At 62.7% G+C, this 13,895-nt stretch carries 9 protein-coding genes; 5 read left to right on the top strand and 4 right to left on the bottom strand.

Features of this window, described 5'->3' with window-relative positions; all coding sequences use genetic code 11:
* Positions 1 to 145: 145 nt before the first annotated feature.
* The gene (locus ABD050_RS25835) at positions 146 to 1,978 is read right to left on the bottom strand and encodes a tannase/feruloyl esterase family alpha/beta hydrolase (RefSeq protein WP_343892431.1); all 1,833 of its coding nucleotides are present in this window, start codon (positions 1,976 to 1,978) and stop codon (positions 146 to 148) included.
* Positions 1,979 to 2,102: 124 nt separating this feature from the next.
* The gene (locus ABD050_RS25830; protein ID WP_343892430.1) at positions 2,103 to 3,026 is read right to left on the bottom strand and encodes a LysR family transcriptional regulator; all 924 of its coding nucleotides are present in this window, start codon (positions 3,024 to 3,026) and stop codon (positions 2,103 to 2,105) included.
* Positions 3,027 to 3,129: 103 nt separating this feature from the next.
* Between ABD050_RS25830 and ABD050_RS25825 the strand changes: the two genes are divergently transcribed.
* From ABD050_RS25825 to ABD050_RS25805, 5 genes are all read left to right on the top strand, one after another.
* A complete protein-coding gene (locus tag ABD050_RS25825; protein WP_343892429.1) occupies positions 3,130 to 4,263 on the top strand; it encodes an acyl-CoA dehydrogenase family protein in 1,134 nt (377 codons plus the stop codon).
* On the top strand, positions 4,253 to 5,425 hold the full coding sequence (locus tag ABD050_RS25820; protein WP_343892428.1) for a CaiB/BaiF CoA transferase family protein: 1,173 nt from the start codon (positions 4,253 to 4,255) through the stop codon (positions 5,423 to 5,425). The genes ABD050_RS25825 and ABD050_RS25820 overlap by 11 nt, the downstream gene beginning before the upstream one ends.
* A gap of 571 nt (positions 5,426 to 5,996) precedes the next feature.
* Positions 5,997 to 8,897, top strand: coding sequence for a TonB-dependent receptor domain-containing protein (locus tag ABD050_RS25815; protein WP_343892427.1), 2,901 nt, complete (start codon positions 5,997 to 5,999; stop codon positions 8,895 to 8,897).
* 146 nt (positions 8,898 to 9,043) lie between these two features.
* Positions 9,044 to 9,832, top strand: coding sequence for an IclR family transcriptional regulator (locus ABD050_RS25810; protein ID WP_343892426.1), 789 nt, complete (start codon positions 9,044 to 9,046; stop codon positions 9,830 to 9,832).
* 373 nt (positions 9,833 to 10,205) lie between these two features.
* Positions 10,206 to 11,546: a spinster family MFS transporter gene (locus ABD050_RS25805; protein ID WP_343892425.1), complete on the top strand. Its 1,341-nt coding sequence runs from the start codon at positions 10,206 to 10,208 to the stop codon at positions 11,544 to 11,546.
* Positions 11,547 to 11,652: 106 nt separating this feature from the next.
* Here the strand turns inward: ABD050_RS25805 and ABD050_RS25800 are convergent, their stop codons facing one another.
* Both ABD050_RS25800 and ABD050_RS25795 read right to left on the bottom strand, forming a co-directional pair.
* Positions 11,653 to 12,705, bottom strand: coding sequence for an acyl-CoA dehydrogenase family protein (locus tag ABD050_RS25800; RefSeq protein WP_343892424.1), 1,053 nt, complete (start codon positions 12,703 to 12,705; stop codon positions 11,653 to 11,655).
* Positions 12,705 to 13,859: an acyl-CoA dehydrogenase family protein gene (locus ABD050_RS25795; RefSeq protein ID WP_343892423.1), complete on the bottom strand. Its 1,155-nt coding sequence runs from the start codon at positions 13,857 to 13,859 to the stop codon at positions 12,705 to 12,707. Before ABD050_RS25795 ends, ABD050_RS25800 begins: the two co-directional genes overlap by 1 nt.
* Positions 13,860 to 13,895 lie beyond the last annotated feature (36 nt).

Raw genomic sequence — 13,895 nt, 5'->3', positions numbered from 1 at the left:
CCGACGCGACGCGCGGACAAGCCGCTCCGGTTGCAACGGATCATTCCCGAGCATGAGCGGAGCCGAGCGATCTTGTCCGCCCTGCATCGGCGTAGACGTGCGGTGGGGAGACCGTCTCCAATACCAGGTTCCCCACCGCTCTCGATTAGCTCCCTGATCCGACCACGCATTTGAAGGAAGCTGCATCATTCGCGTTGCCTGCGCCTGTATATTTGGGCCACGCCGGGTAGCGGCACAGTGGCCGCGTCCGGCCGGGAACGCCGGTGACGTCGACCACGGCCGCGCGATCCGCCGGGTCCTCACCCTTCTCGACCCAGTTTTCCAGAAGGCTCAACTCGTCTCCACGCGCGTTGAAAACCGTCGAGACGCCGTGCCCGTAGCCGGGGATGAGATAGAAGCGCACCGTCTGATCGGTTTTCGTCGCGCCCATCGTTTTTCTAAGCCGGTTATAATAAGCTTCCGTGGCGCGGCTGCTTACCATCAGGTCTTCCGTGCCCTGGATGAGAATGAGTTTTCCGCCACGCGCGGCGAACGGGGACAGATCCTCGTCGGCGTTGGTCTCATTCATCTGGTCCTTGGCCGCCAGCGCCTGCAGGCGCGCGGTAAGCGGGCCGGGATCCTGGAGATTCATCGCGAGCGAATTGAAGGCGTTGTCGTTGGCGACCGCGAACCTGAAGAAGTCGTCCGCACCCACGAAATAGCGCCCATTACCCTCAGCCGAGGGAAATTTCGGGGCGGTGGAGCCGATTAGCTGAGCGGCTACATACGGCTCCAGCGACGAGGCGCTGGAATTCCCCAATCCGACGAACAGCAGGTCGAAACCCTGGAACGTGTCTTGGCCGCGCGGAAGATACGGGAACGTGATGGGCGAGCCGATCCGCTTGAGCGCCCGTATTTGCGTGTCCGACAAACAGGTATCACCGGTGTCGAGCCCAGCTGCGCAGCGGACAGGTACACCGCGCAGGTCCGCCGTGGAGGGATCGAAGCGCGCGCGGCAGGCGACAATGTTGCTGATAATCCCGTCCGTGACCCCGTCCAGGGCATCGCAGGCTTCGATCGCCGCGTCGTGCAGAACGCGACGCTTGACAAGGTTGGGATATGCGCCCGGTGCGGCAAGCGTCTGAGCGACCGAAAGCACGCTCAGCATCGAGAGCGTGTAACTCCGAACCGGGTAATAAGCGATCACGCCGTCCCAGTCGTTCGGCCAGCGGCCGGTCACGGTCATTGCTTCATTTCCGCCTTTGGACCCTCCGATGAAGTAGGACCTGGTCGGCTTTTGACCATAAGCCTTGGCGATGATGCTAAACGCGGTGTCGCGGGTCTTCTTCAAGGCATCCGCCATATAATTCTGGCGTGTTTCGTCGTTCCCGAAGAAGGCGGCATCCTGGTTCGGCACTGAGTTGCTTTCCGCCGGCGTCTGCATCTGATGGCCACTGTCGCTGCCGAAGATCGCATATCCGCGGGCTAGTGGCGGAACAGCACCGGGCGCGGCATGCGCAAGCTGGTGCACCACGTCGGGGATGATTCCATCAAAGCCACCCCCTCCGAGCATCAGCGCCTTCGCGTTCCAGCGTTCGGGGAGCGCGATGGCGAACTTGATGCTGGCCGCCTTTTGGTCGACCGGGGCAATCTCGCCCTGAACGAGGCAGTAACTCCCGTGCCGGGCTTCGCCTGCGACCATCTTGGCGCGCGCGACGACGGCTCCCCTGGTGGGAAGGCCGATTTCGCTCGATGGTATGACGAGGTCTTCAAGCGCCGCACAGACCGGCTTGCCCTGCGCCACCGCCGCACCCGGCACCATCGCGATCAAGAGAATCGGAAGGGCGAAGATGCTTCGCATCGGACGACTGAAAACCTGGAGCGAAAGCGCCCTTCCCGTGGAGTGCGGCAAGCTCGCGTCGCGAAACGCCCACTTGGCGGCTAAGGGCAGATTGGCGCGCGGCGTGGGCAATCCCTTTGCCGCCAGGTCGAAACGCATCCATGGCTTCACGCGCGCCGTTACGTCGCTTATCCTCACCCGCTTCTTATCCTACTCGTGCGTTAGTGACCTTCACGCATGATGGGAGGAGTCAGCCGGACAATCTAAGTCCTAATATCCACAACTATTCTCTGCGGGAATGGCCCGCCGTCACCGCCGCGGTTTTGAGGACCGCGATGAATGCCCTCGTGGCTGGCTTGGGCTCCCGCTTGTTGTGATAAGCGTATGCAAGCGGGCCGCTTGGAAAGAGGCCGGTGTCGGGCAGCGGCGTGAAATGTGCGCGGAATCCTGGTCTTTGCCCGAACGGGGCCGCGATGACTCCGATCGCGTCCGACGTGGCGACCAGCCGCTTCACTCCCGGAAAATAATCGATGACGTGCACACGGTCCTGCCAGGCGACACCATTGTTCAGATACAAGTCGCGGATGCGCTCGCCATATGGCCGTGATTCGGACGGCGAAATGAAATCATAGGCGGCCAGATCCGCCAATCGCACTTCCTCCATCTTGAGCAGCGGATGGCCGTTGCGGACGAACGGCAAAACTTCCAGATGCCCGAACTCTCCGCTGTCGAGATCGCCCCACGCTTTGAATGCACCGCTCATCCCGATCCCCACATCGACGACATCCGTCCTGAGTTGCTGGATCATCCTGTCGAAGCTGGTGCCCGACACGTCGAATTTGATGGTGGGATGATAGCGCCGCAAGCGAACGAGCGCTTCGATCAGGACCCACTCGATCGACGCAGGCGCCACCCCGATGCGAAGAATGCCGGAATAGGCGTTCTGCCGGCGCGCCTCCGGATCCATCAGGTTGCGCATGTCATCGAGCAGTAGCTTCGCGCGCTCAGCGAAGTAGGAGCCGCGTTCCGTCAGGACGACGCCGCGCGCGGATCGAACGAAAATCGCATAGCCGACCTCGCGCTCCAGGTCCGCGATCGACTTGGTCACGGTCGACTGCGTCACCCCCGCGGCGGCAGCGCCTGCGGTAAACGAGCCTGCCGTGGCGACGGCGACGACATAACGGAGACGAGGATCCAGCACAGCCATTCCTATCACGAATGGGTGGGCAAACAAGACATTGGATCACTCCCGGCGGCGCCGACACAAGGCGCGAAGACCGTCCAGGCTATTTGGCGAAGGGAGATCGCGCTTGTTGAACCGAACGGATTTGGATTCCGACCTGCAGCAATTGCGTGCAACGGTCAGGCGGTTCGTCGAAAAATCTCTGCTACCGCACGCCGAGCGCTGGGAACGCGAGGGCATCATCGAGCGGACATTCTGGACGGCGGCCGGCGAAGCAGGGCTGCTGTGCCCGACGGTGCCGAGCGAATACGGGGGCCTTGGCCTCGACTTCCGCTATAACGCCGTCATCGATGAGGAGTTCAGTTACACAGGGCTGGTTGCAGGCACCATCCTTCAGTCCGACATCGTTGCAGATTATATCGTGCACTACGGCACGGAAGAGCAGAAGCATCGGTATCTTCCGGGCATGGTCACCGGCGATGTGGTCACGGCCATCGCAATGACTGAGCCGGGCGCGGGCACCGACCTCCAGGGTATTCAATCGATCGCCCGGCGGGACGGCGACGATTATGTCTTGAACGGTTCCAAGACCTATATCACGAACGGGCAGACCGCCGACCTCGTCATCGTGGTCGCAAAGACCGACCCGGCGCGCGGTGGCAAGGGTATTTCCCTCCTTTTGGTCGAAGCGGATCGACCGGGTTTCCGCCGGGGACGCAATCTCGACAAGATCGGGCAGCATGCGGCCGACACATCCGAACTGTTCTTCGATGAAGTCCGGGTGCCGGTCGGCAACCTTCTCGGGGTGGAGAATGCCGGCATGCGCCAGCTGATGGCGCAGCTTCCTCAGGAGCGCCTGTCGATCGCCATCTGCGCGCAGGCGGCCGCCCAGCGGGCCTTTGACGAAGCACTCTCCTTCACCAGGGAACGGCAGGCCTTCGGCCAGGCAGTGTTCGATTTCCAGAACACGCGGTTCACCTTGGCCGATCTGGCATCGCGGCTTCAGGTCGGCTGGGCGCATATGGATTGGGCGGTCGCCCGACATGTTGCTGGCCAGTTGACGACGGCGGAGGCATCCGCGGCGAAGCTTTGGCACACCGAAACCCAATGGATGGTCGTCGATGCGGCCCTGCAACTCCATGGCGGCGCCGGATATATGAACGAATATCTGATCGCACGCCTGTGGCGGGATGCGCGCGTGCAGCGGATCTATGGCGGGACGTCGCAGATCATGCAGGAGATCATTTCCCGTGCACTCTGACACACCCGCGTCAGGCGGCGCGCGCGGCCCGCTGGCCGGAGTGCGAATCATCGAGATCGCGGCTTTGGGACCCGCCCCATTTGCCGGGATGATGCTCGCCGATCACGGTGCCGACGTCATCCGCATCGACCGGTTGACCCTCGGCCCACTCACCATCGATCCGCAACATGACATCCTTAACCGATCCCGACGCAGCCTCGCGCTCGACCTCAAATCATCCGCCGCAGTGGATCTGGTTCGACGTCTTTGCGCGTCGGCAGACGGGCTGATCGAAGGTTACCGGCCGGGGGTGATGGAACGGCTCGGGTTGGGACCCGAGATCCTCCTCGCCGCAAACCCACGCCTCGTTTATGGTCGGATGACCGGTTGGGGCCAGGATGGCCCCTATGCAACGACTGCCGGACACGACATCAACTATATCGCGCTATCGGGCGCGCTCCACGCCGTCGGCCGCGCGGGCGAGCAACCGACGCCGCCGCTCAACCTGGTCGGCGACTTTGGTGGCGGCGGCATGATGCTGGCCTTCGGGATGCTCGCGGCGCTGCTGGCGGCCAGCCGGACGGGTCAAGGGCAGGTTGTCGACTGCGCGATGGTCGATGGCAGCGCCGTCCTGATGGCGATGATATATTCGCTGCGGGCAAACGGGTTATGGGCGGACAAGCGTGGGGTAAATCTGCTCGACTCCGGCGCGCCCTTCTATGACACCTACGAGACGGCCGATGGTCACTTTGTTTCGGTCGGCGCGATCGAGCCGCAGTTCTTTGCCGAGCTCCTGCAACGCGCGGGGATTCCGGACGATGTTGCCCGTCTGCAGCAGAACGATCCCGCAAGCTGGCCGCGGCTGCGTGCAGCGCTGAAAGATCGCATCAAAGCGCGCACCCGAGCGGAGTGGTGCGAAATACTCGAGGGAACCGACAGTTGCTTTGCGCCGGTGCTGTCCCTGAGCGAAGCCCCACATCATCCCCATAACCGCCATCGGCAGAACTTCCTGACCGTTGACGGGATGATACAACCGGCACCGGCCCCGCGATACTCGGGCACTCCAACGGCCGTTCCCCAATCCATGACCAGCGGTTCTGACGTCTCGGAGGCGGTTTTGCTCGAACTCGGAGTAAGCACGGCCGAGATCGCCAACCTGCGCGCGTCGGGCGTCTTGCGTTAGCCTTTCCTGCCCCTCGCCTTAATCGCATGCGAAGGTTGGACTGAACAGCTCAAAAGGTAACTCTTCACTATCAGCGTGAAAATGCTTCGGCGTTGGTGTCGCCAAGGAGCCCCCCACCCAAACTCCGATCTCTTCGCGCATCGAAATATATGCCCCAGGCCTACAGTCTTGTCGTCGCGCGAGCCTCTTTCTGTTTTTGCAACACGCCATCTGCCGCGCCCGCGCTTCCAGATATAGCGCCCTCTCCTGTCGATCTTCGACGAAGCCGGCGCTCCAGGGCAGCGTCGGGAGATATCTTATGGCGGACAGCTCCCGGAAAGCTCGCCTTGTTGACCAATCCGCTCTTTTCCCAGCCTCGTAAATGAGAGTCTAGCGCCGACCATAATTCTGCATATTGAATGATAAAACGATATGCTGAATTTCTCTTGACCCCGCTTCGTCTTTGGCCTTAGCTAGGGTCGCGCTCGCTGGGCCAAGGGGACAAAAGCTCCAGACTCGCGAATGTAGCGTGCAAAAGCGCTCAAAAAGCCGATGGCCGGCTTCTCCGGTCAATCGGGCGACAGGGGGATGTATGATGGATATCTCATTGATTTCGGCCAGTTACCAAAAGTCTTCTGCGAGAGCCTCCACCCGCAGCTGGCACCGGTCGACCAGTGCACTTGCACTTGCGCTCGTGGCACTCGCGATCACGCTACAACCGGGCGTTGCATTGGCTCAGACGGCCGATGCTGATCAAAAAGTTCAGGGCGAAGATATCATCGTCACCGGATCGCGTATCGCACGCGATGGTTCCCAGGCCCCGACGCCGGTCACCGTCGTCGGGCGCGATCTGATCCAGGCGGCCGCGCCGGAGAATCTTGCCGATTTCGTCAACCAGCTCCCGCAGCTTGCCGGCAGCTCGACTCCCCGCAACACCAATCTCGGCGTCACGTCCGGTCAATCCGGTTTCAACTCGCTGAACCTCAGGGATCTGGGCGTGGCGCGGACCCTCGTGCTGATCGACGGGCGTCGCTCGGTCGGGTCGTCGGACCAGAGGGGCCTCGTCGATATCAATACGATCCCGCAAAAACTCGTGCAGCGGGTCGATATCGTCACCGGCGGCGCGTCGGCGGTCTATGGCTCGGACGCGGTCGCCGGCGTCGTGAATTTTATCACCGACACCAAGTTCACCGGCGTCAAGTCCGAGGTTCAGGGCGGCATCACCCGTTACGGCGATGATGCTACCTACCAAGCTTCGTTGACGGCGGGTATCGACTTCAGCGACCGCCGAGGACATCTGCTGTTCGACGCCGAATATGCACGTAATGAAGGCGTTTCGGCCGTCAATCGCGACTGGGGCAAGACCGGCTACCAGATCATCAACAATCCCGCTTACACAGCGACGAACGGCCAGCCACAACGGCTCGTCGCGACCTCCGTCGGCTTTACCAACATTGTGCCGGGCGGCATCATCACCAACACCAAACTGAAGGGCACCACCTTCGGCCCGGGCGGCGTACCCACCCAGTTCAACTACGGGTCCGTCGTTTCCGATCCCTGGATGATCGGGGGCGACTGGCAAGCGTCGAACAGCGTGGTTACGACCAACGCGCTCGATCCTGCCACCAAGCGGTACAATATCATGCTGCGGGGCGATTATGAATTCAGCAGCTCGCTCCACGTAGACGCCAGCTTTTCGTATTCCGACTCCCTGACCGTAAACCTTTGCTGCCACGAATATTTCCTCGGCAATCTCACGATGAAGGCTGACAATGCCTTTCTGCCGACGGCGGTAGCCCAGCAGGCGGCTGCACTTGGGATCTCCACCTTCTCATTCGGCAAGTTCCTCACCGACCTGCCGCGGTTCGGCGCGAGACTGGATCGGCAGGTGTATCGCGGCGTCCTGGGCTTGAACGGAAAGTTCGACGCCTTGGGGATCGGCTGGACTTGGTCCGCCTATGGTCAGCATGGCGAAGCAATCATCGACGAGCGCGCGACCAACGTCACCAACACCGCCAGGTTCCTGCAAGCAATCGACGCTGTCCGGAATCCTTCGACCGGTGCGATCGTCTGCCGTTCCACGCTGACGGATCCGACCAACGGCTGCGTGCCGTTCAACGTCTTCGGCACGGGCGTGAACTCGCCGCAGGCAGCCGCCTATCTGCTTGGCGAAGCCTCGCGGCGGCAGAAGCTGACGCAGGACGTGGTTGAGGCCCAGATCAGCGCCCATCCGTTCTCAACCTGGGCGGGACCGGTCGGCATCGCCACCGGCGTCGAACATCGTGTGGAGAAGCTGAGCGGGACGTCCGACGACATCTCGAAGACCGGCGGCTGGTTTGCGGGCAATTTCCTACCGACCAACGGTAGTTACAACGTGACCGAAGAGTTCGCCGAACTGGACGTGCCTCTCGCCAAGGATTTACCTTTGGCCTCGCTGCTGAATTTCAACGGCGCCGTGCGGTTTACGAACTACAGCACATCAGGTGCCGTGACGACCTGGAAGGCAGGTCTGGTCTATTCACCTATCAAGGACATTCGCATCCGCGTGACCCGGTCCAGGGATATTCGTGCGCCCAACCTTCAGGAACTGTACCAGGCTGCGGCTTGCCTGAACAATGCACCGGTCTTCAATCCGTTCACCGGCATCAACGACACGGCGAGAGAATGCTCGACGGGCACAACCAACCTGAAGCCCGAAATCGCGAATACGACCGCTTATGGCATCGTCCTTCAGCCGAGGATGATCCCCGGCCTCACGGCCTCGGTCGACTATTATGATATCAATATCACCGACGGACTGATCACCTATGCGCGTGACGTCATCGTCAACAACTGCTTCGCCGGGCTACAATCCTATTGCGACGCTGTGATTCGAAACGCGACTACCGGTGCCATCCTCCAGGTAAACCGCGTGCCTTTCAATGCGGCGAGCCAGGTCGAGAGAGGCATCGATATCGACGCCAGCTATACGCGCCCTCTTTCGGACATCGTTGCAAGCTGGCCGGGCGCGGTGACCCTCCGGTACGTCGGCGCGCATTATATCAAGAACGTTCTGAATCCCGGCGTCGGACTGACGAGCGATCTTGCCGGAAATAACACATCCGCAGGCGTCCCCAGCTGGCGGCATTACATAACGCTGGCCTATAACTCGCCCGCTTTCACCGGCACAATTACCGGTCGCGGGATCAGCGCGGGTGTCTACGATAACAGCTTCATCCAGTGTACCTCCGGCTGCCCGACCTCGACCGCCGCAAACACGACGATCAACAACAACCAGATTCCGGGTGCCTTCTACCTCGATCTGGCGGCAACCTACCGCTTCCGAACGAAAGGCTCCAAGATCGAAGTCTTCGGCGCAATCTCGAACCTGTTCAACCGCGATCCGGTGCCGGTTTCGAGGGGCCCCGGCTTCTTGCCACTCGTGGCCACCAACCCCTCACTTTATGACATGCTGGGGACGACTTTTCGCTTCGGCATTCGCGCCTCCCTGTAAAAGCGCGTGAAAGAAGGTCCGTGGTCCTTCGCGACCATGGACCTTTTTCTGTGTCGTACGGTTCGAATTTCTTCCCACGAGCGACGGGGCCCGGGCCAGGTCGAAACCCGATAGACCTTAATTGCCAATTCAATTAGGCGAAAGGCATGGTCGAAGCCCGCTCGAAGTCGCCCGCAATCAACCACGCCGCAGCGATTCTGCGCTTGTTGGCAAGCGCACCGCAGGCGGCCGGACTCACCACGATCGCGCGTGCCGTCAATGTCAGCCCGAGTTCCTGTTTCAACATTCTCCGGACGCTGGCCGATGAAAGTTTCGTCAGCTTCGACAGCGTCTCGAAGACCTATTCTCTTGGCAGTGCCATCATCCGTTTGGCACGGGCCGCCCTGGATCCGGAAAACGCAATGCGGGTGGCCCGCGATGTCTTGCGCGGACTGGTCGGGGATCATGATGTGACGGCTTGCCTTTGGCGCGTTACGCACGACGGCCGGATCACGATCGTCGGTGTCGAGATGAATGACAGCGACACGCGGCTCTACATGACAGCCGGTGTGCGCGTTCCGCTGTTGAGTGGTGCTGCAGGGCGCAGCGTGACGGCCTTGTCCAATATCCCGCGTCCACGGCTCGAGACCATGTTCGAAAAGCTGCGCTGGGAGCAGGCCCCGACATTCGATGAATATCTTCGCGAACTGAACAGCGCCAGAATGAAGGGTTGGGCGCTCGATCACGGCGAGTTCAAACGCGGCGTAACCAGCGTGGCGGCCGCCATATGCGATCATGAAGATGTTCCCCACCTCAGCGTCTCCGCCTCGATGCTCGGCGGCGATTATGATGCCGCGTTATTGGAGAAAATCGGTGCAGCCACAGCGACAGCTGCCCATCGCATAAGGCAGTTGATCTACGGCATTTCGCCGAACGAAGACCCGGGCAAGGGTTGAGTGGCCGTGTCCCCTCCTCCCGGCCCGGCATCCGTCTTGGTTTTTCAATAGAAATTCGACATATTGAATGCTGATGCGGCCTATTGCATAATTTGCCGATCTGATGGTATCTTGCCCGCAACTAGGAGAATAGAAATGGGCGAGGCAAAACACACGATATCGGCCTGGGTAACCCTCGTCCTTTCGGCGCCGTGAAACGCACGCACGCCCCGACGATCACGCAACATTAGACTGGCCGAACAGGGCTTCCGTTCGACGTCCCGCGGTGGCGACTGTTTCCAAAACCATCGGGTCCCGAACGGCTCCTGCTCCAAAGCACCGCTTTGGCAAAGCCGGCGTCGGTCCCGGCGTGCCCAGAACCATGGTGAGCCCGATGATCGAAGATCGCTCTACCCACAAGAATATTGCCGGATCCGGCGCAACCACCACCACCGCGGCGCTAAATGTCGCCTTCCTGCTGCTGTTCCTGTCGAACGCCGCCAATATGATCGATCGCCAGATCGTAAACATTCTGGCTGAACCGATTAAACACGAATTGCTTCTTGCGGACTGGCAATTGGGCGTGCTGACGGGGCTGACCTTCGCGGTCTTCTATACCGTGCTCGGCGTGCCGCTTGCGCGGTATGCCGATCGCCCAAAGAGCAACCGTTCCCATCTCATTGCCGGATGCCTTGCGCTTTGGAGCGCCATGACCGCGCTCTGTGGCCTCACCTCGGGCTTCTGGCAACTGTTGGCCGCCCGCGTCGGCGTCGCGGTGGGCGAGGCTGGCTGCTCGCCTGCGTCACATTCGCTCATCACTGATCTCGTCCCGCCGGAGCGCCGCGCGTCGGCGTTGGGGCTTTATTCGGTGGGTATACCGGTGGGCAAGCTGTTGGGCCTGGTGGTCGGCGGGATCATCGCGCAGGCGCTGGGGTGGCGCGCGGCATTCTTTATCGTCGGCCTGCCGGGCGTGCTATTGGCGGTCGTGACGTGGTTCGCACTCCCCGAACCCAGGCTCACCCGGCCGCTGCAGACGCATTCGAACAATTTCGGCAATGCTCTGAAGCGCCTGCTGCCGATCAGGACTTTCTGGCTCGCTTCGTTGGGCGCGGCGTTCATCGCCTTCCTCACTTATGGTCAGACAGCATTTTTGGGTTCCTTCCTGATCCGGGTGCACCACGTCAATGTCGGTCAGGCGGGCATGATGCTGGGCCTGGCGATCGGCGGCGGCGGTGCCATCGGCACCTGGGTCGGCGGCCGCGTGGCCGATATCGGAGCGCGACGCGACGAGCGTGCCTATATGGTCATTCCGGCGATAGGGGGTGGGCTGAGCGCGATCATCTTCATCGGATCGGTGCTGACCGACAATCTCGCGCTGTCGGTCGCGCTGCTGACCCTCGCATCGGCGGTCAGTTCATTGTGGTACGGCCCGATGTTCGCGGCAATCCAGGGAATCGTGCCACCCGTCCATCGCGCTACGGCGGCGGCAATCCATCTGCTCGTTATGAACCTGATCGGACTTGGCCTCGGCCCGCTCGCCTTCGGAATTCTCAGCGACGGATTCAATCATGGCTTCGCGATCGCCGGGCTGCGGTTCGACGGCATTGGTCCTGCCGCCGGTATTCGCTACGCGCTCGCAGTTGGGGCAGGCTCGGGCGTCGTGGCGGCGATCTTCCTGTTGGTCGCTTGCCTTTCGATCCGCAGAGACTTCGCGGCGGCGTCGCAGGCGGTCTGAGGCGCCCCGCCGCGTGGCATGTCTGCATCTTGCCGTGGCGACATGCCTGCATGGCCCGGCACGGAACCGCCACCGGCGCAGCGCTACCGGCCTGAGAAAATGCGGACTAGGCCCCCGCGGACGCCGGAAAGCCACCGCACGTGACCGACGGCCAGAGCGCGTCGCCGCCGCCACGACACGCCGCCTCGCCGAGCTCCTGCGCCCAGCGCGCCTCGGAGCCATGTTCGTCGCGCCAAGACCAGAGCCGCCGGGTCGCGAAATGCAGCGAATGCTCATAGGTGAAGCCGATCGCGCCGTGAACGGCATGGGCGATCGCGCTGCCCGTGCCCGCCGCCTCGCCGCACACGATCTTGGCGACCGCCACATCGAAACGGTTCAGGCCAGCGTCCGCAGACCCGAAGGCCTGTTCTACCGCCGCCCGGGCGATCGAAGCCTGCTCGGCGAGAACCGCGAGCTGATGCTGGATCGCCTGGAACTTGCCGATCGTCCGGCCGAATTGCGACCGCTCGTTGGCATAGCCGACGCTCTCGTCGACGAGAGTGCCGAGTGCGCCCGCCATCTGGGCCGATCGCATCAACGCCCCGCCAAGGCGTAGTATTGCCGCGTCACTCCCCTGCGGCAGCACGACCGACGCTGCGACCGGCGCATCGCGAAAGCTCAGCCGATCGCGCGGTTCGCGGGCGATGTTGAGGCTCGCTCGCACATCCGCGTCGCCTGCGGCAAGCAGCAGCACGGTCGGCTGCCCGCTGTCTGCTGTCACGGCGATGACATGATCGCTATGTCGCCCGAACGGAACGGCATCGGCCACGCCGCTTGCCCTGCCGTTTGCGATCACGAGATTGTGCCGGTCGCAAATCCCGATCGGGCCGGCCACCGCGTCGATGCCGGCGCGGCTGAGCAACCAGTTGCCGAGCATCGTCTCGCAGACCGGCGCGGGCACGGACAGCGCGCCCGCACACAATGCGACGTCCACCGTGTCGGCCCAGCGCGCGCCAACGCCGCCCCGCGCTTCGGCGGCCAGCGCCAGCGGCAGTCCGGCTTCTTCCACGGCGGCCCACAGCGCCGCCGGCCATGCGCCCTCTTCGGCCGTGGCGATCGATCCGCATGCGACATGCTCGGCGAACAGTTTATGTGCCGTCGTCTCGAACAACTCCCGCATCAGCGCAGCCCCAGCCCGCGGGCGACGATCCCGCGCAATATCTCCCGCGTCCCGCCACGTAGCGAGAAGGACGGCGCGGTCTGCAACAGCAGCCCGAGCACCAGCGCATGATCGGTCCCGCCGTCGGCACTTGGCTCGATGTCGAGCAGGAGGCGGGCCATTTCCGGGATCTCCTGTTCAAAGGAGGTGCCGATATCCTTGACGACCGACGCCGCCCAGGTCGGGTTTTCGCCGCGATCCAGCTGGCCGGTGACGGCAAGCGACATCGACCGCAGCGCCGCGAGCCGGGCGACCAGCCGTCCCACTCCGCGCGCCTGCGCCGTGTCCGGCGCCGCGCCGATCGCATCGATCAGCGTCTTGATCAGCGCGATGCTGCTGAGGAACCGCTCCGGGCCGCTCCGCTCGAATGCCAGCTCGGCCATGACCTGTTCCCAGCCATTGCCTTCCCGCCCGATCAGCGCGTCCGGCCCGAGCCGCACGTCATCGAAGAGTACTTCGTTGAAATGCTCTGCGCCGGACAGATCCCTGATCGGGCGGACGGAGACGCCTGGCGCGGACAGGTCGATCAGGAACTGCGAGAGGCCCGCATGGCGTTCGCTGCTCTTGTCCGAGGTCCGGAACAGGCCAATCATGTAATGAGACCGGTGCGCGTAAGTGGTCCAGAGCTTGCGCCCGCTGAGCACCCAGGCGTCGCCGTCGCGACGCGCGCGGCTCTCGACTGATGCGAGGTCGGATCCTGAACTGGGCTCGCTCATGCCTATGCACATGAACAGCTCGCCGCGGCAGATCGCCGGCAGGATCCGCTGCTTCTGCTCCTCGGTGCCGTAGCGCAGCAGAAGCGGGCCGCTTTGCCGGTCGGCGATCCAGTGTGCCGCGACCGGGGCGCCGGCCGCGAGCAGTTCCTCGATGATCACATAACGCGAGAAGATCCCGGCGTCCTGGCCGCCATAACGGCGCGGCAAGGTCATACCGATCCAGCCCCGCGCGCCGAGCTTGCGGCTGAATACGGCATCATAGCCGCCCCAAGATTTGGCCCGTTCGACCGGGCTCATCCCGGTGAGCGCGTCGCCCAGAAAGGCGCGCACCTCGGCGCGAAGTTGCTCAGCCGCGGATGGGATCGCGGCGGGTCGGAACTGGCGCGTGAGGCTGCTCATGCCGATATCGGGTCGCCGCTCAGCTAACCTGGCCCA

Origin of the sequence: Sphingomonas oligophenolica (genome assembly GCF_039522915.1) — a bacterium.
GTDB lineage: Bacteria > Pseudomonadota > Alphaproteobacteria > Sphingomonadales > Sphingomonadaceae > Sphingomonas > Sphingomonas oligophenolica.
This window is presented reverse-complemented; position numbering and strand designations above follow the sequence as displayed.

What these genes read in the sequence shown, in the direction of transcription:
- ABD050_RS25800 (WP_343892424.1), bottom strand. Translation starts at nt 12,705, where the DNA reads ATGCGGGAGTTGTTCGAGACGACGGCACATAAACTGTTCGCCGAGCAT.
- ABD050_RS25815 (WP_343892427.1), top strand. Translation starts at nt 5,997, where the DNA reads ATGATGGATATCTCATTGATTTCGGCCAGTTACCAAAAGTCTTCTGCG.
- ABD050_RS25805 (WP_343892425.1), top strand. Translation starts at nt 10,206, where the DNA reads ATGATCGAAGATCGCTCTACCCACAAGAATATTGCCGGATCCGGCGCA.
- ABD050_RS25795 (WP_343892423.1), bottom strand. Translation starts at nt 13,859, where the DNA reads ATGAGCAGCCTCACGCGCCAGTTCCGACCCGCCGCGATCCCATCCGCG.
- ABD050_RS25835 (WP_343892431.1), bottom strand. Translation starts at nt 1,978, where the DNA reads ATGCGTTTCGACCTGGCGGCAAAGGGATTGCCCACGCCGCGCGCCAAT.
- ABD050_RS25810 (WP_343892426.1), top strand. Translation starts at nt 9,044, where the DNA reads ATGGTCGAAGCCCGCTCGAAGTCGCCCGCAATCAACCACGCCGCAGCG.
- ABD050_RS25830 (WP_343892430.1), bottom strand. Translation starts at nt 3,026, where the DNA reads ATGGCTGTGCTGGATCCTCGTCTCCGTTATGTCGTCGCCGTCGCCACG.